This is a genomic window from Dissulfuribacter thermophilus (assembly GCF_001687335.1).
Classification (GTDB): Bacteria; Desulfobacterota; Dissulfuribacteria; order Dissulfuribacterales; family Dissulfuribacteraceae; genus Dissulfuribacter; species Dissulfuribacter thermophilus.
In genome coordinates, this window is the sequence record NZ_MAGO01000007.1 from 162,910 (window position 1) to 183,204 (window position 20,295).

At 41.1% G+C, this 20,295-nt stretch carries 20 protein-coding genes; 14 read left to right on the forward strand and 6 right to left on the reverse strand.

Going from position 1 to position 20,295, the window contains the following annotated elements:
* The first annotated feature begins 52 nt into the window (after nucleotides 1-52).
* Both DBT_RS07685 and DBT_RS07690 read left to right on the forward strand, forming a co-directional pair.
* The gene (locus DBT_RS07685; RefSeq protein ID WP_067618688.1) at nucleotides 53-1,801 is read left to right on the forward strand and encodes a YcaO-like family protein; all 1,749 of its coding nucleotides are present in this window, start codon (nucleotides 53-55) and stop codon (nucleotides 1,799-1,801) included.
* Nucleotides 1,802-1,898: 97 nt separating this feature from the next.
* Nucleotides 1,899-2,219, forward strand: a complete 321-nt coding sequence (locus tag DBT_RS07690; RefSeq protein WP_067618691.1) for a TusE/DsrC/DsvC family sulfur relay protein — start codon at nucleotides 1,899-1,901, stop codon at nucleotides 2,217-2,219.
* 113 nt (nucleotides 2,220-2,332) lie between these two features.
* On the opposite strand, the gene DBT_RS12100 is transcribed toward DBT_RS07690, so the two are convergent.
* The gene (locus DBT_RS12100) at nucleotides 2,333-2,473 is read right to left on the reverse strand and encodes a hypothetical protein (RefSeq protein WP_153304057.1); all 141 of its coding nucleotides are present in this window, start codon (nucleotides 2,471-2,473) and stop codon (nucleotides 2,333-2,335) included.
* On the opposite strand from DBT_RS12100, the gene DBT_RS07695 reads away from it, so the two are divergent.
* Nucleotides 2,448-3,998 carry a hypothetical protein gene (locus DBT_RS07695; protein ID WP_067618695.1) on the forward strand — a complete coding sequence of 517 codons (1,551 nt, stop codon included), beginning with the start codon at nucleotides 2,448-2,450 and terminating at the stop codon, nucleotides 3,996-3,998. The two genes, DBT_RS12100 and DBT_RS07695, sit on opposite strands and share 26 nt — an antisense overlap.
* Before the next feature lie 44 nt (nucleotides 3,999-4,042).
* Here DBT_RS07695 and DBT_RS07700 read toward each other — a convergent pair whose 3' ends face one another.
* Nucleotides 4,043-4,795, reverse strand: coding sequence for an ATP-grasp domain-containing protein (locus tag DBT_RS07700; protein WP_067618698.1), 753 nt, complete (start codon nucleotides 4,793-4,795; stop codon nucleotides 4,043-4,045).
* Between the two features lie 241 nt (nucleotides 4,796-5,036).
* On the opposite strand from DBT_RS07700, the gene DBT_RS07705 reads away from it, so the two are divergent.
* The 3 genes from DBT_RS07705 to DBT_RS07715 all read left to right on the forward strand — a co-directional run bounded on the left by DBT_RS07705 (nucleotide 5,037) and on the right by DBT_RS07715 (nucleotide 8,096).
* Nucleotides 5,037-6,719 carry a hypothetical protein gene (locus tag DBT_RS07705; RefSeq protein WP_067618702.1) on the forward strand — a complete coding sequence of 561 codons (1,683 nt, stop codon included), beginning with the start codon at nucleotides 5,037-5,039 and terminating at the stop codon, nucleotides 6,717-6,719.
* A 92-nt stretch (nucleotides 6,720-6,811) separates the two neighbouring features.
* Nucleotides 6,812-7,822: a potassium channel family protein gene (locus tag DBT_RS07710; protein WP_067618706.1), complete on the forward strand. Its 1,011-nt coding sequence runs from the start codon at nucleotides 6,812-6,814 to the stop codon at nucleotides 7,820-7,822.
* A gap of 37 nt (nucleotides 7,823-7,859) precedes the next feature.
* The gene (locus DBT_RS07715) at nucleotides 7,860-8,096 is read left to right on the forward strand and encodes a YgaP family membrane protein (RefSeq protein ID WP_067618711.1); all 237 of its coding nucleotides are present in this window, start codon (nucleotides 7,860-7,862) and stop codon (nucleotides 8,094-8,096) included.
* 3 nt (nucleotides 8,097-8,099) lie between these two features.
* On the opposite strand, the gene DBT_RS07720 is transcribed toward DBT_RS07715, so the two are convergent.
* From DBT_RS07720 to DBT_RS07730, 3 genes are all read right to left on the reverse strand, one after another.
* Nucleotides 8,100-8,675 carry a 5-formyltetrahydrofolate cyclo-ligase gene (locus DBT_RS07720; RefSeq protein WP_067618712.1) on the reverse strand — a complete coding sequence of 192 codons (576 nt, stop codon included), beginning with the start codon at nucleotides 8,673-8,675 and terminating at the stop codon, nucleotides 8,100-8,102.
* Nucleotides 8,672-9,139, reverse strand: a complete 468-nt coding sequence (locus tag DBT_RS07725; protein WP_067618715.1) for a MamS/MamX family magnetosome protein — start codon at nucleotides 9,137-9,139, stop codon at nucleotides 8,672-8,674. The genes DBT_RS07720 and DBT_RS07725 overlap by 4 nt, the downstream gene beginning before the upstream one ends.
* Before the next feature lie 680 nt (nucleotides 9,140-9,819).
* Entirely contained in the window at nucleotides 9,820-11,175 is a 1,356-nt protein-coding gene (locus tag DBT_RS07730; RefSeq protein ID WP_067618717.1) for a sigma-54-dependent transcriptional regulator, read from the reverse strand.
* Between the two features lie 64 nt (nucleotides 11,176-11,239).
* Here DBT_RS07730 and DBT_RS07735 point away from each other — a divergent pair, with 64 nt between their 5' ends.
* From DBT_RS07735 to DBT_RS07750, 4 genes are all read left to right on the forward strand, one after another.
* Nucleotides 11,240-12,247, forward strand: coding sequence for a diacylglycerol/lipid kinase family protein (locus tag DBT_RS07735; protein ID WP_067618719.1), 1,008 nt, complete (start codon nucleotides 11,240-11,242; stop codon nucleotides 12,245-12,247).
* A gap of 135 nt (nucleotides 12,248-12,382) precedes the next feature.
* Nucleotides 12,383-12,799 (forward strand): PilZ domain-containing protein, encoded by a 417-nt coding sequence (locus DBT_RS07740; RefSeq protein ID WP_067618721.1) that lies wholly within the window; start codon nucleotides 12,383-12,385, stop codon nucleotides 12,797-12,799.
* The gene (locus DBT_RS07745; protein ID WP_083186704.1) at nucleotides 12,783-13,568 is read left to right on the forward strand and encodes a prepilin peptidase; all 786 of its coding nucleotides are present in this window, start codon (nucleotides 12,783-12,785) and stop codon (nucleotides 13,566-13,568) included. Before DBT_RS07740 ends, DBT_RS07745 begins: the two co-directional genes overlap by 17 nt.
* A gap of 65 nt (nucleotides 13,569-13,633) precedes the next feature.
* A complete protein-coding gene (locus DBT_RS07750) occupies nucleotides 13,634-15,028 on the forward strand; it encodes a sigma-54-dependent transcriptional regulator (RefSeq protein ID WP_067618725.1) in 1,395 nt (464 codons plus the stop codon).
* 190 nt (nucleotides 15,029-15,218) lie between these two features.
* On the opposite strand, the gene DBT_RS07755 is transcribed toward DBT_RS07750, so the two are convergent.
* The gene (locus DBT_RS07755; protein WP_067618728.1) at nucleotides 15,219-15,947 is read right to left on the reverse strand and encodes a pseudouridine synthase; all 729 of its coding nucleotides are present in this window, start codon (nucleotides 15,945-15,947) and stop codon (nucleotides 15,219-15,221) included.
* 535 nt (nucleotides 15,948-16,482) lie between these two features.
* Here DBT_RS07755 and DBT_RS07760 point away from each other — a divergent pair.
* The 4 genes from DBT_RS07760 to DBT_RS07775 all read left to right on the forward strand — a co-directional run bounded on the left by DBT_RS07760 (nucleotide 16,483) and on the right by DBT_RS07775 (nucleotide 20,251).
* On the forward strand, nucleotides 16,483-17,859 hold the full coding sequence (locus DBT_RS07760) for a 3-deoxy-D-manno-octulosonic acid transferase (protein WP_067618731.1): 1,377 nt from the start codon (nucleotides 16,483-16,485) through the stop codon (nucleotides 17,857-17,859).
* A 67-nt stretch (nucleotides 17,860-17,926) separates the two neighbouring features.
* Nucleotides 17,927-19,075, forward strand: coding sequence for a tetraacyldisaccharide 4'-kinase (gene lpxK / locus DBT_RS07765; RefSeq protein WP_141674251.1), 1,149 nt, complete (start codon nucleotides 17,927-17,929; stop codon nucleotides 19,073-19,075).
* Entirely contained in the window at nucleotides 19,059-19,655 is a 597-nt protein-coding gene (gene rdgC, locus DBT_RS07770; RefSeq protein ID WP_067618738.1) for a recombination-associated protein RdgC, read from the forward strand. The genes lpxK and rdgC overlap by 17 nt, the downstream gene beginning before the upstream one ends.
* An 11-nt stretch (nucleotides 19,656-19,666) precedes the next feature.
* The gene (locus DBT_RS07775; RefSeq protein WP_067618745.1) at nucleotides 19,667-20,251 is read left to right on the forward strand and encodes a hypothetical protein; all 585 of its coding nucleotides are present in this window, start codon (nucleotides 19,667-19,669) and stop codon (nucleotides 20,249-20,251) included.
* Nucleotides 20,252-20,295: the final 44 nt, after the last annotated feature.

The window sequence follows — 20,295 nt, forward strand, 5'->3', positions numbered from 1 at the left end:
TAAAACTCAAAACTCAACACTTAAAACTCTAATAAAAATGGGGTGAAAGCATATGAAAATTGAGTCTTGTCTCAAAGGTACTGGGAAATTTTTTGATAAGGTAAGAGATCCATCCGACACTGTCAAATGGGCAAAAGAAAGGTTTGAGAGCCTTGGCGAAAAGGTCTTTGAAGAGGCCATAAGAATCGACAAGGGAAGACTCGGTATCCCTGTCTATATTAGTAAGTATACTCCACAAGCGTTAAGCCTTACAGGCACTGCAAAGCAGATGGGGAAGGGCGCAACCCCTTCACAGGCAGAGGCAAGCGCTGTTATGGAGTTGTCTGAGAGGTACAGCCTTTTCTACTTTAAAGAGTTTGGAAATAGACCTTTGTCGACAATGGATGAGCTAGAAGGCGAATGCATTTCATTAGAAGAGTTGTTTCTTTCCCTTCATGTTAAGCCAGATAGCCAAGAAGAGAGGGAGACCATAGAGGAGGCACTTCGCACCATTCCAATGGAGTGGGTAAAGGCCTATTCGATCGGAGAAGACAAATGGGTCTGGCTACCATGGTCTTGGTTTTGGCCAATAAATGAGTTTAATGGTTCAGCTGCAGGAAATACATATGAAGAGGCGACTGTCCAGGCCCTTTCAGAGCTTGTGGAGCGCCATGTTTGTTCTCTTGTTACTTATGAAAGATCCACTACTCCAACTATTGATTTAGACTCCTTTAGTCATCCAATGGCAAAAGAACTTGTGGAAAAGTTTAGAAGAGTAGGAATAAATCTTGTCTTAAAGGATTTTACCATGAATATGGGGATACCAACTGTGGGCGCAATAGCTTGGGATCCGTCCACATTTCCCCATAGGAGTGAGATCGTCTATGCAGCAGGTACTGCTCCAGATCCAGAAAGGGCAGCAATAAGGGCAATTACAGAGGTGGCGCAGCTTGCAGGAGACTTTGACACTGATGGTAAATACGTAGAAAGTGGTCTTCCAAAGTTTAACTCCCTTGAAGAGGCCAAATATGTATTGGAAGGTAATGAAGTAATAAAGATCACAGATCTTCCAAACCTTGGGCATGATGACTTTAGGCTCGAAGTAATGAACGTAGCAGAGGCCCTAGGGCAAAGGGGGCTGAAATCATATATAGTAGATGTTACTCATCCGGAGCTAGGAATTCCCGTGGTCTATGCCATTGTCCCTGGAAATCACTTCCGCGATAGAACGATTAATGGGGACATGGTATTTCATATGGCCAAGGTCGCATCAAATCTTAAAGATAAGGCCAAAGCCCAGATGCTTCTCAATGAACTCGACATGAAATTCCCAGAGAGATATTACATAGCATTTTTTAGGGCCTACTGCGAAGAAGGCCTGGGAAACCTTAAAGAGGCCCTGAAACTATACAAAGAGGCATTGGATAGAGGGCCGGATCCAATGGAGGAGGCCAGTATTCACTGTCATCTAGGTTCCTGTTATAAGGAGATGGGAGAATACGATGCTGCCATAGAAGAATTAAACTTGGCAAAGAAGATCAATCCCGGATTAAAGGAAATATATAATCTCCTTGGTCATTGTTATTACAAAAAAGGACAATACGTAGCTGCGATCGAGGAATTTGAACAGGCCATTAATATTGATCCAACCTCTTCGATAGATTACGCCAACATAGGCTCTAATCTCAGAAAGCTTGGACTGAGAGAGGCTGCAATTAAGTGGTATGAGATGGCTCTAAGCCTTGATCCTTCTATTCAATGGGCCTGGGAACACCTTCAGGAATTGAAGGCTGGAGTCACTGAATTGAATTGTGAATCTTGATTCATTCAACCTTGACAAAAAAAAGTGGGTGTAGTAAGTACCTCAATCGGCAGGAGCCGAATATATTAACTCGCAATAATTCATAAAGGAGGAACATATGGCAACCGTAGAGTACAAGGGCAAAACTTTTGAAGTAGACGAAGACGGTTTCTTGGCAAGGGGTATGGAACAGTGGTGTCAGGAATGGGTTGACTACGTTAAGGAACAGGAAGGAATTCAAGAACTTACTGATGATCACTGGAAGGTCATCAATGTTCTTCAAGATTACTTTAAGAAAAACGGCATCGCTCCAATGGTCCGTATTCTTGCAAAGACCACTGGTTACCCACTCAAAAGGATCTACGAGCTCTTTCCCTCAGGACCAGGTAAGGGAGCTTGTAAGATGGCAGGACTTCCAAAGCCAACAGGCTGCGTCTAATTGCGTTACAAATAAAAAGATTTTGTTTTTTAAAAAGCCCTTGTATTATAACAAGGGCTTTTTTTATTTTTAGGCGCTCACAGGATAATACATCTGATTTGTTGTTGAGAGTTTTAGGTATAGTGAGTACGCATTCGTTCTTCTCCACCTAGTATCTGGTATATCCTGTGAATGCCTATAGGTAGAGGCATTGGAAAACCCACAATCTTTTGAGGACAGGAGTACGGTGTGCTGAGTCGAATCTTTCTAATCATTTTTTGTACCATCCTTCCTGTACAGGTCTTTGGGCAGCAGATTGTCCAGCAACAACAAGAGCAGTTGATATCAATATTTGAGGATCTTAGGCCGATTCTTGCGCACATCGTCAGTGCCAAGGACAAGATTGTAATAGATGTGGGCAAGATTCAGGGGGTAAAGAAAGGCGATCTGTTCAGTGTCTATATCAAGAACGGAGAGTTAATATCCCATGGAAAAAAACTAGGATTTAAGAAGAATTTTGTGGGTGTACTTGAGGTTATTTCTACTGATCAAAATCGATCCACATGTAGGCTCATAAGTAGTCGTGGACCCATTAAACGTGGAGCGGAGGTGGAGAGGTTTACAGGTTTAAGGGCCACCATAGTGCCAAAAATTCCCTTTGCATATCCGCAAGTTGCTATTTTATCCAAGGAACTCAAAGAACAACTTTGGTCTTTAAAATGGATAAATTCGGATTCACTTCCAGATGATCCAGATGATATACATGATATTGGACGCTTTGGGCTCGACCTTTTGTTCTTGGTGTCAAAGGATGGTATTTCAGTATTTAGTGCCCCTAAGAGGCTTTTGCGTTTCTATGCAATGGATCTCTCTAATATGTCCAGAGACAACGGCGCGAAATTATCCGTTTCTCAAAGATTGAGAAAAATAGATTTTAAGTTGATCGGAGCGCTGGAGACAGACGCAAAACAAGTAGTTGTGACGGATTGTGATAAAAATGGATTGATAGAGGTCTACGCTTTGATTGGAGATAGCCTTTATGTTCAAGAATATGGATCCTCTCAGCTGAGTTATTCTATTCAGGTTGGAGAGCCCTATACAGAGCTACACTCTCTTTCTCTTTGGTGTAAAGGGGCTATTTTGGCAATAAATGTTTTAGAAGAAAGTGTGGCCTTACACTCAAAAATCCTGAAACTTTCTCCTGACGGCATTAAAAATTTAGTAGATGATGTCAACCTATGGTTTAGGTTTGCGCCCCATGAGACGGGTGAGGCTATGGATTTGATTGGCCAGGAATTTGTAAATGATCAACCACTTCAATACGGACGGCTCTATGTGCTTGGAGTGGGGCCAAATGGACTCATTTATCAAAGGAATATACTTTGCCCGAAGGAGTTCAGGCTCAACAAGGGTTTTTTCTTTAAAAAATACTATTTATTTGAAGATTCAAAGGGAAATTGGATAATTCAAACGTTAACTGGGAAAGTTAAGTCCATAGATCCATATGGTAGAGAGCAGGGTTTTAGGCCAGTCTTCAATCTTTCTGTTCCCTACAATAATTCTCCTGACCACGACAGCATCATAATACCATTATACAGTGCTGAAAATGATATGACTCAACTCTATATTTTATCCCTTGGGGACGGAGAGGTACGTCCATTTTCTGATCCAGTTGAGGGTAAGATAATAGGGTTGGATGCCTTAAAACAGAAGATTTATTTGTCAGTTACCAGGAAAGATAAAGGAACTTTCCTTTTTGTTGGTCAACGCCAAAAAACTGTTCCCAATAAATACCATTAGCCTTGATCGCTGGTAACAAATTACAGAGGCTCTAGTGTGAAGTTTTACAACTTGCGTTCAAATTCGTTTTCCAGTTCCATAATGCGTTTTTTATATTCATTAATGGAAATTTTTGCACCTTTTAGCCCACCTCGAAGATTTATTTCGGAAAGATAAGGACTATCGGTATCTGGAGAGACCATTAGGTCGATATGGGCATATGGAAATTTGCCACGCGTCATTACTTCCTTACACAATTGTAACTCTTGGTTGTTTAACTCATAGTGGCCAGTATCCCCTCCAAAGAATAGGTTATTCCTAAAGGTCCTGGTATTTTTTCGCCAGTATGCCTCAATATAGTCTCCTATAATGATTACCCTTATATCAAGGCAATTTGGTACGAAGGGTTGAAGTACAAAGGGGTAATCTAGATGGCCAAATGTAGTCTGATTGTATACCTGTTCAATATTTTCCCAGATGTGGATTCCAAGGCCGCAGTTCATGCGATCCTGTTTGGTGACAACAGGTCCTCTTAGGATTGAATTTGTTATTGCCTTGATCAGGTCATGACGGTCTCTAATTACGGTAGTGCCTGGGACCATCCAGCGTTTGTATATGTAAGCCTGTAGGCACTTGGATCTACTAATCTTTTGAGATAGGGCTGAGGGAAAGAGGATAACTCCTCGTTCACTGAGATCGAGATAAAGACTCTCCTCAGTAGGTTTAAGATTTAGAAGACCTATTACGCAATCTCCTTGTTTTAAATTGTCATAGTTGGCTCTAAACGAACTGTTATCTTTATAAAGTTTTCGTCCCATATTTTCGTGCTCCTAATTTTAGATCCAAAGTTATAAGTTTCACTCACGAAAAGAAGTACTAAATTCTCAGTACTCAGTACTTTTCTAATTCCCTTGAAGGACTCCTTTTTACAAAGTAATGTGTATAATCTAAATCCTGCATCTTTAATAAAGATACCGAATGTGAGAAAGCCTGATGCAGGTGGCTCTGCAGTTTTTAGATTATCTTTAAATTACCAAGAAAGTTGAGAGGAGGAAAGAAATGTTTGTTCGACCATCATATCTCCCCTTGGATGACAAGCAGGAGGTTCTCAAGAGATTTCTGAATAAAGATCCTAGTCTTTGGTCTGAGGACCAGGAGACACAGGCTGCTATCTCGAATCGGCTGGGATGGATGGATTGTATTGAAGATATGAAGGCCCATCTTGGGGATATCAAGGCATTTTCCCAGGAGGTTAAACAAAAGGGGATAAAAGATATAGTGCTCTTGGGCATGGGGGGATCAAGCCTTGCTCCTTTGGTATTGAGTTCTATTTTGGGCCCGAATCAAGGTTATCCTGCTCTCAAGGTATTGGACACAACTGATCCTGAGGAGATAGACAGGACAAAAAAAGTTTTGGATAGAGAAAAGACACTTTTTATTGTTGCCAGTAAGTCTGGTAAGACCATAGAACCCAATGCCCTCTTTGCATATTTCTGGGACTGGGTGAAGGGGCAGGATGGTTCTCCAGGAAATTATTTTGTTGCAATAACCGATCCAGGCAGTCCTCTTGAGACCTTGGCTCAAGAAAAAGGTTTTTGGCGAACCTTTTTGAATAGACCAGATATAGGTGGGAGATACTCGGCATTGACATTTTATGGTCTTGTACCTGCGGCACTTATTGGAATAGATGTTGAGCGCCTCCTCCTAGAGGGTGAAAAAATGGCAAAGACCTGTCTAAACACCCTCAAATGGGATGAGAATCCAGCATGTATTCTTGGAGAGTTTTTGGGCGAATATGGGGTGCAGAGTAGAGATAAGTTATCTTTATTATTTGACCCAAAGATTCGACCATTTGGCCTATGGCTTGATCAGCTCATTGCAGAAAGTACGGGTAAGGAGACAAGAGGGCTTGTTCCCATAATAGGAGAGACTACTGGTATTCCAGGTTTTTATGGCGGAGAAAGGATATTTGTATATACAAGACTAAAGTCAACGCCAGCTGAGGAGAGTTTTGACGGGTTTATAAAAGAGCTAAGGGAAGCGGACTTTCCAGTATATGAAATCTTGATAGAGGATCCATATGAGATTGGAGGACAATTCTTTTTGTGGGAGATGGCAGTTGCACTTGCATCACACTTTTTTGCTGTAAACCCGTTTGACGAACCAGATGTCATTGCCGCAAAGGAAAAGACAAAACAAGCCATAGAAGTATATAGAAAAGATGGAAAATTCCCAGTAAAGTTTTGGGTAGATCCCAAGAGTAACATAAATTTCAGGGCCTCTTCAATGATAGCGGCCTCTATGAAGGGCCTTTCGAGGGCCATTATTGACCTCTTTCAGGTGTTGCCATCTTGGGGTTATGTGGCGTTTTTACCATATCTTCCATATGAGGATCGTATTGATGAAATCTTTCAAGATATGCGTCATCTAGTGAGGCAGGAAAAGGGATGTGCCACAACCTTTGCCTATGGCCCAAGATACCTACATTCTTCAGGACAGCTTCATAAAGGAGGACCTATTTCAGGGGGGTATTTCATCTTCACTAGAAAGCGTGCCAAAGAATATGATGAGATCCCTGGTTATGGCATGAGTTTTTGGCATATGCAATTCGCCCAGGCACTTGGAGACTTTGAGGCCCTTGAGTTGGCAAAAAAACGAGTCATCCATATACACCTTCCAGCTGATTATATGACTGGGCTTGAGACCTTTAAGAGGGTGCTCTCAAGGGCGATAAAATTGTAGCCACTGCCCCAGTTGCTGGAGGGAATGTTTGTGTGCCAGATGGCTATTGAGTAGTTGTTGGGTGGTTGTTTTGTGCCCAAAATTCGATTCCTATGCTTGGCATTAAGAAGATCGTTATTCTGTCCCTTATGGTCCTAGGCCTTTGGGTCCTTGGCACATGTGGTTATGTAATTATAGAAGGTTGGGGGTTTAGAGATGCTCTGTATATGACAGCTATAACCCTTTCCACAGTTGGCTATGGTGAGGTCAACCCTCTTAGTCCAAGTGGGCAGATATTTACAATAATTTTAATAGTCCTGGGGGTTGGCCTCTTCTTTTATGGATTTAGTATATTATTTGATGCGTTTTTAGAGGGACACGTTAAGGGGTTTCTCGAGAGGAAAAAGATGGCCAAAAAGCTCAAGGACCTCAATGGGCATTATATAATTTGTGGTTACGGCAGGATAGGAAGCACTATTGCCTGCACACTATCTGAGCGTGGTCTTCCAGTCGTAATTATTGAAAACGATCCGGATGCCCTAGAGCAAATAAAAAAAGATGGTCATTTGTGGGTGGAAGGAGACGCAACAAGAGACGAGGTGTTGAAGCAGGCACGGGTTGAGGTAGCAAAGGGAGTTGTCTGTGTCTTGAAGTCCGATGCTGACAATGTTTACATAACAATTACGGCTCGTTGGTTAAATCCGGGATTATTGATCGTAGCCAGAGCAAGTGATCCAAGGGCAGAGACAAAGATGATTCAGGCAGGTGCCGACAGAGTGATTTCTCCCTATGAAATTGGAGCTAAGAGAATGGCCCTTGCTATTTTACAGCCAACAGTTACAGAATTTTTGGATTTAGCAGTTCACTCTGCCAAGTTTGACCTTACAATAGAGCAGATAGAGATCAAGAAGGGATCAATGATCGAGGATAAATCCATTAAGGAATCTGGACTGCGTCAAAAATATGGAGTGACTGTACTTGCTGTTCAGGATCCAAGGAAACAGCTTATTTTATCCCCGGACCCAGAGTTTGTTTTGAAAGTGGGTTACATATTAGTGGCCCTTGGACCAATTGAGGGGCTCAATAGGCTCAAGAGTATTGCAAAGGCAAGTGATAAGACTTAATTTAATGCTTATCAAAATAGTATGAGGAGAATGAGCCATGTACTTAGCGCCAACTCATAAATGGTATTTGGAAAGGATAATTTTCCTTATCGCAGGTACAGTGGTACTTGGTGGTACTCTTATGGGGCTGTTTGTGCACAAATACTGGTTTGCCTTTCCAATCCTTGCCGGTTTCAATATGTTAATCTTTGCTTTTACTGGTTTTTGTCCAATGGCTGTCGTTTTAAATAAGTTTGGAGTAGAGCCTCTTTGCGGAAAGGCAGAGGCAAGTTAGGCCTTAGCCCTTGTTGCACTGGATGGTCTCGTCTTCTGAGACAATAATATCCATTTTTTGGTCATGGGGATCGAGAGGGATCTTTTCCATGACCTGGATTGAGAAGGCGAGGCCTATTCTTATTGCCCCTTTTGCTTCTTGTGAGAGAAATCTATCGTAGTAGCCTCCTCCATATCCATGGCGGCCACACCTTCTGTCAAACACACTACCAGGTACTATTACAACGTCAATGGAGTCTGGTGCGATTCTTTCCGCGGTGTTGGGATTAGGTTCCAATATTCCATATGCGCCTGGAACTACGTCTGTCTCCCAGTTTTTTATTAGATAAGGGATTAGGCGCCTATCATCTATCACTGTCTTGGGTAAAACCACTGGCAACTTCTTTTTAAGGCGTTCTTTTATTGTCCGCATTGTAATTACTTCGCTCTTAAAATTGACATAAAACATGGGAAATCTGGCATTGGAATATGCCGTGATTTGTGTCAGTCTTTCCCAAATGGCGCCACTTTTTTGGGCCAACTCTTCAGGCGTAAGGGTGTCTCTTAGACTCAGTACTTTTTTTCTTAGTGAGGTTTTCAATAGGCTTTTCTTCCGGAAAAGAAAATTTTCATACAGGAATTTTTCTTCCCGAATTCTTCAGACCATATCGGCCTTGAAAGGGTATCTCTAAATCTAATTATTTTCCCTTGGGGAAAGAGATGAATTGACTTTGCTACTATACATAGGCTTCCATCAGGACCATAAAACTTGGAACCCACGACCTTGACTTTCTGACCTTTCTGAAAGTTCAATGAATTTCTTTTTAAGTACCAACTGGGTGCTGTAAGAACTCTATATATTTTCCAATTAGTTTTTAAAAAGAAATTTGAATAACCCTTATAAGGAGTTTTAGCTTCATTTTGGACAACGCCTTTAACAACTACCTCTGTATTCTCATCATAGCCTATTTTTCCCGCATAAACTAAGGAGGCACTTAACATTACTGAAAAAACAGTGGCAATTGACAACTGCTTGATATAAACACGACGTGTGTCTTGAGTCATATTCACTCCTTATAAGCTTTTTAGGAATTTCCTATTTTTATTATGCATGAATCGTGCCGTTTTTCGAAACATATTTTTTTGTTTTTCTGGGTTGCTTATAACATTTTGTTTTTTAGATTTTTTTTTGCTGAAGCGCAAAAAATGCATTAAGTGCAATTTTTGCATTGACCTAAGTGCAATTTTTGCACTTTTTTGTCTGGGCGCAAAGGTTAATTTAAAATAGCTACAGAGGCACCCAGTTTATAGGTTGCCTCAGCTCAGGGCACTCTTAAAGTCCTGAATGGTTGGTATTTTCAGTCCCTAGACCGCAAGCGCCCTCTATATACGATATTTTTTAAGGTAAAGTAAAAACATCAGGTGTACAATAGGGATTTGAGCAAAAAAAGAAGGCCTTCTTGCGGAGGTTAACAAGAAGGCCTTCGGGGAGAGGAGGGTTGGGAGGGATAGGGAGTTTTTCTTGGCCTTTATTTTTCTTTATGCATGTTCTGTGCCAATTTTTTCTTCTTAACTTGATAAGAAGTTCCCTTTTGATAAAATATTAATGCAAGGTGCGTGCCAAATATTGGATCAAGGGAGCGTCTCGTTAAATTAGCTCACAAGACAGATACAACCTTTAAGCCTTCTATCTTGTCTAGATCCAATATAGCGTGTGCCAGGAAAGCGGCTGAAGAATTGAGGACCTAGTCCTTTAGGATCCCATATTCTTTGAGTTTGTATTGAAGGGTTCTAAGAGAAATACCGAGTATCTCTGCAGTCTTTTTCCTGTGCCCTTTAGTCTGTCTTAGGGTCTTCTCAATTGCCTCTTTTTCAAGGTCTTTTAAAGTCTTAAGCTGTGTCTCTTCTGTGGTCCTTTCAGTCTCATGTTCAGAGGAAGTACCTTTAAAATTGATTAACAGAGATGAGGGGTGTTCATTTAAAATTGCTGCTCGTTCTAAAACATTGTGTAGCTCCCTAATATTTCCTGGCCAATCGTATTCTTTCAAAAGGTTCCAGTCCTCAGTTTCCATTTTTTGGGCAGATCTGCCGATTTTTTGGGCTATTTGTTGAGCAAGGTATTCACCAAGGATGGGTATTGCATCTTTCCTTTCTCGGAGAGGTGGTAACTTAATTGGAAAAACATTGAGTCTGTAGTAGAGGTCTTCCCTGAATAGTTTCTCAGCGATACGTTCCTTGAGATTTTGATTTGTGGCAGCCACAATTCTAGCGTCGGTCTTCAAGGTAACGGTCCCGCCAACTCTTTCAAAAGCCTTTTCCTGGAGCACTCTGAGTAACTTTGACTGTGCGTTCAGGGGCATCTCCCCAATTTCGTCGAGAAAGATGGTTCCGGAATTTGCCAGTTCAAACTTTCCTTTTTTTTGTTTGAGGGCTCCGGTAAATGCCCCTTTTTCATGTCCAAAGAGCTCAGATTCAATAAGATTTTCAGGTATGGCTGCACAGTTTAGTTCCACAAAGGGGCCTTTTCTTTTGCTAAGGGCATGTATAACTTTGGCAATAAGGCTTTTGCCTGTACCGCTTTCACCTTCAAGCAGTACTGTGGCATCTGTATCGGCAACATTTTTGATTTGTTTCCATATATCTTGCATCCCGGCAAATATGACGTCAACTGGAGGCAGTTCATCAGAAAGACGCTCACCCCAGGCGCTCTCAGCAGATTTAAGTCTCTGGTGTTCCTGGACTTTAGATACAACCATCCTGAGTTCATCTGGATTCTTTAGAGGTTTTAAGAGGTAGTCAAATGCCCCTTCTTTCATGGCCTCGACCGCGCTTTCCACAGTGGCGTAGGCAGTAAGAATTATGAAATCTCCTTCAAAGCCAGCTTTTTTTAATTCATGGAAGAAATCCAGGCCACTCATTTCAGGCATTTTGAGATCAGAGATGACGAGATTGGGTGAAAAGATCTTTGCCTTTTGTAGGGCATCCTTTGGATTGGTAGTAGTTTTTATGTCATAGCCGCACTTTTTTAAAATGCGGCTGAGAAGTACAGTAATATTAGGTTCGTCATCCACTATTAATATTCTGAAATTCGAGTTTTCCATAGTGCTCATTTCTGGTAGGGTAGTTATTTATTACATTAACTATCTTGGGTGAGCATAGCAAGTCATGGAGATCGTTTTCACAATAAATCCCTATTCTGGTTATGGAGCGCTAAAGGGGAAGAAAAAGGTATTAGAAGAGCTCAAATCGGTATGTTCGGCCAGAGGGATCTCTCATAGGTTTTTAGTAGACGAACAGCTAAATTTTTTTTCAAAAGATACTGTCTTGGTTATTTGTGGGGGTGATGGAGCTATTTTTAGGACGATAAATTACATCTTAAAACTTGGTTCCCCGCCTCCTTTTGCAATCATTCCAATGGGGACTGGAAATGATATTGCACGTGCTACAGGCTGGTATGAGATTTGGGAAAGGGGTGGGGCAAGTGGCTTTATTGACGCACTTATTGCCTCGAGATGCAATGATTTCGATGTATGGGAATTGAGTAGGAGAGGAGGTAATGAGAAATGGTGTTTTTCAGCATACTTGGGAATTGGTTTGGATGCTAAGGGAGTAAAATACTATGAGGCACTTCTCAGTTTTTGGGGGAGGATGGTGAAATTCCCTTTTATGAAAAGGCTTTATTACATATTAGCAGGAATAAGGCTTTTGATTTCTGAAGGTAGTCCCTTTAAAAGGGATGCTGGTAATATTAAGGGCGCGGTAACAATAAAGGAAGACGATGTATGTTTTGAATGTCCTTCAAAAGGGGTCTTGTTATTTTCTAACATAGGAAACTATATGGGAGGAGTATGGTTATCCGATAGCACTAGGTTTGATGATGGCCTTCTAGACATATTCTTGTGGCCTACCCCAAAGGATTTTTTGAAATTTGCCATTAGAGGTACACCCCCTGCAATTTTTAAAAAAGATATTAAAAAGGTCTTTTTTTCAATACCAAAAGGTCTATACGGGCAGGCAGATGGTGAGTTTTTGGGAGAACTTCCCTCTGGAGATTATTGTATTGGCTTAAGTCGGGTTTTGCCAATTCTGATTCCTCCTAAGGGGGTATTGGCACTTCAACCATCAGAAACGAAATTCTGTCTTGCATCTCCAGCAAACTCGACAATTGCCTGACTAAGGTATTAAGTTTTCAAGAAGACATTACGAAAAGTATATTAGCTAAATTATGCATGCCGAATACGATGAAAACGGTATTTTGCATTTTGTAGGACTGAGTTCATAAGAGCATTTAATTTTTTGGGAGGACATATGCCCGAAAGGCGAAAACATCCCCGCTATCCAATAAAATTAAGGGTCTTTTTTGTGGAGGAAGGAATTTTTGGCGTAACTGAAAATGTTTCCCTGGATGGCCTTTTTGTTAAGGCAGATGCCAATGTATCAGAGGGAGTCGTTAAGGATTTACTAGTGGAAATCCCCGTATTAGGAGTGATCGCCCTCAAGGGCTACATACAACACACACAAAAAGATAGAAAAGGCCTTGGTGTGGAGCTTGTGAAGGTGAGGTTTTCCACAGATCAGGAAATTTATTGCCATCTCTACAACAAGTTTATTGAATGTCTACAGGAACTGGCAGAACTCCATGAACAATACCTTGAATTTGCCCATCAGGGGAAGGTAAAACTTTGTACTTTTCCCAAGGAAGCCCCAAGTGAATTATCAATTTGATTCGGCCCTTTGGCCTACATTCATCGTGTTTTTTATTGGTTCTTGTATCGGGAGTTTTCTAAACGTCTGCATTCACAGAATCCCCCAAAAGGTCTCTATAGTTTACCCTGGCTCATCGTGCCCAAAGTGTGGAAAAGGAATTGCCTGGTGGGAAAATATTCCTATCCTTAGTTACATATTTTTAGGTGGTAGATGTTCTGGCTGCAAGAGTCGAATTTCAATGAGATATCCTATAGTAGAGATCCTGTCTGGCAGTGTAGCCTTAGTCCTTTTTTATCGTTTTGGAATTTCACTTCAATTTTTTTATTATTTTTTATTCTTAGAGCTATTAATAGTAATTTCCTTTATTGATTTGGATCATAAAATCATTCCAGATGTACTGTCTTTAACGGGAATAGTAATAGGGGCTTTAATATCTCATTTTGTTGCTGATCACGGCCTCTTTAATTCTTTATTAGGGATAGTTTTGGGTGGTGGAATATTGTTTTTGGTCGCATGGGCATATTTTATATGTACTAGAAGAGAAGGATTAGGTGGTGGAGATATTAAACTACTTGCAATGATCGGTGCCTTTTTGGGGTGGAAGGCAATACCATTTGTGCTATTTCTAAGTGCCCTTACAGGGTCTATTTTTGGAGGTATTTTAATCCTAGTCAAAGGCGCTGGGCGTCACTCAGAGATACCCTATGGTCCTTTTCTCTCCTTGGGTGCAGCAGTTTATTTGATTTGTCCTAATTTCGAAAAATTTTTTCTGTCTTTATTGGTTTAAAAGATTTTTTGATTCATAAAAGATTTGGTGTATATTGATAAAAAAAATAGTGTGTGAGGTTAGCTGTGCCCCAAAAAAGAATTCTCATCGTAGACGATGAACCTGAGGTACGGAAGATAATATCTTCCATACTTCAATCTCCAAAGGGTGGGTATGAAGTAAGAGAGGCTGGAGATGTGGAAACAGCCTTAGAACTTTTAAAGGAGGAACCATTTGACCATGTTTTATGCGACATCTATATGGAGCCTCTAACTGGCATAGATTTTTTGAGAAAGGTGAAAAGTGATGGCCTTAATATAAACATCATCATGATAAGCGGAAAGGCCGATGTAGAACAGGCTCTAGAGGCAATTAGCCTCGGAGCAGACGACTATGTTCATAAGCCTATAACAGCAGGCCAATTATTATTTGTACTTAGACGTATAGAAGAACAGAAGAGGCTAAAGGAAGAAAATGAGCGTCTTAGAGCTGAGGTACAAGAACGCTATTCCTTCCATAATATGGTTGGCAAAAGCACGAAGATGCAGGTGGTATTTGATGTCATTAAAAAGATTGCAGATTATAAGACCACAGTTCTAATTACAGGAGAGAGCGGTACGGGAAAGGAACTTGTAGCCAAGGCCCTGCATTACAATGGCGCTAGGAAGAACGCCCCATTTATTGCTGTCAATTGTGGCGGTATACCTGAGAATTTGCTAGAAAGTGAACTCTTTGGCCATGCCAAAGGGGCCTTTACAGATGCTATTCGGGCCAAAAAGGGACTCTTTGAAGAGGCAGACGGAGGGACCCTTTTTCTGGATGAGATAGGGGATCTGCCCCTTACCCTTCAAGTCAAATTGTTGAGAGTACTTCAAGATGAAGAGGTGCGGCCAGTTGGCGCAACCAACGTGGTTAAAGTAGATGTCAGAATTGTGGCGGCAACTAGCAAAGATCTTGAACGTGAAGTAAAGCGTGGCTCCTTTAGAAAGGACCTCTTTTACAGGATTAATGTGCTTCGTATCTCACTGCCCCCACTGCGGGAACGACGGGAAGACATTCCAATACTAGTAGAGCATTTTATTGAAAAATTTAATGCGAGACTAGGTACAAAAATTAAGGGTATTAGTTCCGAGTGCATGCAGCTCCTTATGGATTATCCATGGCCAGGGAACGTAAGAGAATTAGAGAATGTAATGGAACGAACCATGGTCCTTGCTGAGGGAGAGGTGATCCAGCGAGAAGATCTTCCTCCGTACCTTCTGGAAAATTTAGTTGTAGAAGACAATGTGGAAAAGCTAGATATAGAGGATAGCGTACTATCAATAAAGAAATGTAGTAGAGTACTAGAGAAAAAACTCATTCAGCGAGCCCTTCAACGTACTGGTGGAAATAAGACACAGGCGGCAAAATTACTGGAAATTAGTCTCCCAGCACTCATTTATAAGATGAAGGATTACGGTCTGTTCAAGTCACAGTTTTAATTTAGTCACAGACGTACATAGAAAAATACATACGTTTTTAATTCTCTTTTGTAGGCGCTAAATAAAAATGTCGTAACAAGATACGACTATATTAATTTTGTGCTTCAAGGTAGATGCTACTTAATTTAGTTCTAACAAAGCAGCTAGCCCATGAAAATCTTCGTTCGACTAAGCAGGGGGTAATGAATAGTCAAGTTTGATTTTTTAGGGCCTGTATCTCTTTTGGGGATAGATACCTAAATTGGCCTGGGGCCAGTTTGCCGAGGAGTACAGGTCCGATTCTCGTGCGGATCAATCGTTTTACTGGGTGGCCCACGCTCTTAAACATGTATCGTATCTGACGTTTCCTGCCTTCTTTCAATTTCACAATGAATATTGAGTCGCCATCCACTTGTTTGATTTTCTTTATAAAACAAGGCATGGTCTTTTTGCCTTGGATGACTACCCCTTTTTCAAGCCGTCTTATGGCTTCTTTGGGTGGAATCCCCTGTACTGTGACCCTATATTCTTTTTCCACCTTTTTGGATGGATGTAAGAGCCTGTGAGTGAGCTCGCCGTCATTGGTCAGGATTAACAGGCCCTCGCTGTCTTTATCTAACCTTCCCACATGGTAGACCCTGGGAAAAGAATAAGTACCAGTAGTCTTTCTAAGATGATCTAGAATTGTTGGCCTTCCAAAGGGATCATTGAGAGTGGTGAGAATCCCTCTAGGTTTATGATAGGCAATATAAATAAATTCATCGTTTGATTTAATGACCTTTCCATCTACCTTGACAATGTCTTTTTCAGGATCAATTTTGGTACCCAATTTAGTTACAGTTTTCCCATTGACCTGGACTCTGCCAGCGACTATGAGTGCCTCAGCTTTCCTGCGGGAACATAGGCCAGATTGAGCTATGTATTTATGTAATCTTATCATATCGTTAAACCCAGAATATAGTACATGGTTTACAGTGCCAGATCTACGGCTTAATAATACCCTTATTGGTTTTTTTGGATCTTTTTTGAGCCGTGTATTAAATATTTTGTACCTTTAATCCCAGATTATGCACTTCAAATGCCTGAGAAAAGGATTTTTTACGAATCATTCAATAGTTATCTGCAGTTTTTTGTTAGTGCCTTAACCCAAAAGGTGCAGTTTTACCGGTCAATTCAATCTCAGGCATATGAAGCCACAAGGGGCTCGCAATTTTGCCGAGGTCTCTTTGTTGTCGGGCACTTGAAGTAAAAAAGTACTCCTTGCGTGCCCTCAGCCTTGCATCTTCGGCAAACTTGCGAGCTGCATTATCTGGGTTAATTTTTTGTTATGGACAGACAAAAGTGCTTAACATGTAAATATTACTATATAACATGGGATAAGTTTAGGCCCTATGGCTGCAAGGCATTTGGTTTTAAAAGCAGAAAAACTCCATGGTTGGTGGTAAAAGAGTCTTCAGGAAAGGATTGTACCCTATATGAGCCCAAACCCATCAGGAAAATGTAGGCTTGAGTCTCCCTCAATTCCATATTTCGCATATAGGACACTGGAATGGCTTCTTGCACCTATTGCTCTTAGTGGCCTTATGGCCTTAAGGATTTCATCAAATAAGTATAGAGATATTACTTTAAAGAGATTGGGAATACTCAAAAAAGATGAATTAAAAATAAAAAAGAAGGGAAGGCCAATCTTTTGGGTCCACGCACTATCCTATGGGGAGGTCAAGGCAGCTTTTCCCCTTTTAAAAAGGATAAAGGAGCAATGGAAGGAAAGTGTCTTAATAGGCTCTTCTTCCACACCCACTGGAATGCTTGAACTATGTAAGATGGGGGATTCAATTTTGGACCTAACTATCCCCATGCCCTTTGATTTTACGCCTTGTTTTCTAAGACATATTTCATGGCTCAAACCTGATTGTTTTTTATTGGTTGAAACAGATGTATGGCCAAATTTCCTCTGGCAACTAAAAAGACGCGGGACTCAATTAGTCCTTGTAAACGGAAGTATTTCTGAAAGGGCCAGCTCTAGACTAAGCATGATGCCATGGGTCTCAAGATTCATTTATGGGCCTTTTGCCAAAATTGGTATGCAATCTGAGAAAGATAGAGACCGTCTTATATCTACAGGGATTGATGCCTCTGATGTCGTGGCAGTGGGAAACATGAAATTTGATATAGACATTCCAGATATGGATAACGTTTCAAAAAGTATGGTTAAGGAACTTGGCCTAAGGGATGACGGGCTTGTGGTTGTCCTTGGAAGTAGTCATCCAGGGGAAGAAGAGGCCGTATTGCCATCAATCATGGCCCTAAGACAATTGAGTGACCAGAGACCCATTGAAGTGTTTGTGGTGCCAAGAGATCCGGGCCGTGCAGCTGAAATAAAGGCCCTCTTTGAGAGCCAAGGGGTTAGATGTAGTCTTAGAACCCAGCTAGCCGCTTCCAATCAGGCCTCAGTCGCCAGTCCTAACCACTCCTTCCGGTGTATTATTGTAGATACCCTAGGAGAACTTTTGAAAATTTATTCAATTTCACATGTTGCAATAATGGGGGGGACATTTGTACCTGTAGGGGGACACAACATCCTTGAACCTGCATCATTCGGTCTTCCTGTCATTGTTGGGCCTTATGTGGAGAGTATTGAGGAGATATGTGAGGGGCTTGAGAGAGCTGGCGGGCTATTCAGGATTAGTGGTAAGGAAGGGCTAAAGCCCATCCTGTTATCATTGTTACAAGATCCATCAAAGAGGAATTCTGTTGGTAAGGCTGCCAAACGCTTTGTAGAAAGGAATAAAGGGGTCATCGACAGATATATCTACATGATCGAAGAGATTTTGAGAAATGGCGTCCAATAATGAGGACGACACTTACACCTAAATTTGCGATTCGCAAGTTAGAGTTAAAGATAGGGAGTAAAAACAAGTGAGCAGTGCTTGGTCCCTTGAGAAATTACATGTGGAGGACATCCTATTTACCTTAGGAAGACCCCTATCCCCCATTTATGGGACTATCATGTCCATAAGGCGAAATCTATATAAAAGGGGCATATTGCCATCTTTTTCAGTAAAAGTGCCTGTTATCAGCATAGGTAATATCCTCTTGGGGGGTACTGGTAAGACCCCTCATGTTGAAATGCTGACAAAATGGTTACTTGAAAAAGATATTGTTCCTGCCATCATCTCAAGGGGCTATGGGGGCAAAGTTGGTAAAGGCCCCAGGCTCCTTTTTGACGGAAAAAAAATCCACTTTGGGCCCGATATATCCGGAGATGAGCCATATATGATGGCTTTGAATCTGAAGTATTACCTGAAAAAAAAAGGATTGGATCGTGGTCCTTTAATCATAATTGGCTCTGATAGGGTTTCAGGGGCAAAAGAGGCCATAAGATATGGCGCTCAAACAATTATTCTCGATGACGGATTCCAGCATCTAAGGTTAAAGAGGGACCTTGATATTCTTCTCTTTCCATATAATGTTTCTTTAAATAATTTAAAGATATTTCCTGGGGGGAGGCTAAGAGAGCCTATTTCTAGTTTAATGGATTGTGACTGCATCATTTTAACCAAGTGCCCAGATACAATCGATGAACAAATAATCTCTGCTTTGACGCCATATTGTGAGGCTAAGAGCCATTTCTTTAGCAAGTATATGTCAACTTCTCTAGAACCTTTAATAGAAGGTCAATCATATACTCTTGAATACTTAAGAGGAAAGAAAGTAGGAGTATTTTCTGGAATAGCAGACCCTGGTTCTTTTGAATCTCAGCTGCTCTCTTTGGGTGCAAGGATTGTGGGCAGTCAGACTTATAGGGATCATTATTCATATTCATATAAGGACTTATTAAAATTGGCAAAATGGGCCCAATCCCTTGGAGCAGACCTTCTTCTTACGACCCAAAAGGATCTGGTGAAGTTACGATCCATTTTAATGCACTGCCCTCATGACAATTCGACTCCTTGGCCCAAGATATATGCCTTGGCAATTGAGGCCAGTGTTGAAGATGGATTTTTCGAATTAATTAAAAAGACTTTAGAAAGAGGTGTGAACGTATCAAATGGGACTCCTGAGTAACACTAATAGTTTTTCATGTTTTTATGCGTCGCCACAAGATCATGGAACAGATCTTTACCTGTGGTTGAAGGAACGTGTATTTCAATTTTCGTTTAGAGATGAGGTAGAGGGACTTTCAAAAAAGGTGGGATGGGCCTCTATTGTTGATCCATATTCACCTGAGATTGCAGAGGAATCAATGTTTGTTGGTGATTTCCTCGTATTGTCCATGAGGGTTGAGGAAAGGAGAGTACCAAAGGCCCTTGTAAAAAAATATTGTGCCATTGAGGAAGAGAAGATCAAAAGGAGTAAAGATCTTAAGAGACTTTCAAGAAGGGAAAAAAAGAGGATTAGGGAACAGGTAGAATTTTTGCTTCTTCAAAAGGTACTTCCTATACCATCTGTTTATGATATGGCATGGGATTTAAATGGAGAAATCGTATATTTTTTTAGCACATCGTCAAAGGTAATAGGAGATTTTCAGGATTTCTTTCATAAGAGCTTTGACATCATGCCATCTCCAATTATACCGTACAATTTGGCTATGACCCGATTTGGTACTGATTCTGTAAAAGGACTTTCTCCAGAGGTATTTGTCTAGTGAGGGAAAAAATGCTACAGGATGGAGTTGATACTGAAAGGCCCAGCATCTCTGACCTTATTAAGGAAACCGCTTTTTTAGGGACTGAGTTTCTCACATGGCTCTGGTGGAGGGCTGAGGAAAAAGGTGGCCTATTCAAGGTGCAAGGAGTGGGAGATGTCAGTGTTCAGTTTGTGCGCTTAATTTCATTGGAAAGGGGAGCAGAAGAGGGCAAGGAACTAGTTACGTGTTCAGGCCATGGGACCCAGATGAAAGAGGCCAAGCTAGGTCTCAGTCTTGGCAAGAAGGTGGCAAAGGCCACAGTTGTTGTTGATAAGGGAGACATAGCTTGGGAGGCAACGATTATTGGTAAGAGCTTGGACATTCAAGGCCTAAAGGTTATAAAGGGATTAGATACTGAGACTGTGGAAGAGGAGGGAGAACATGGTGAAATGGGCTTACTCTTTTTCAAGCTTACTCTAATCAAAGAGTTTATGCACATAATCCATGAAATATATCTGGATTTTGCTGGCAAACGGATAAATGAGTCCATGTGGCTCAATGAAAAGAGGGGGCTCTCTAGATGGATAACAGGGATAGGACAAGGACCCCTATAAGGCAAAAATATAGTTTGTGTCTCATATCCTTTTTAACTTTAGGG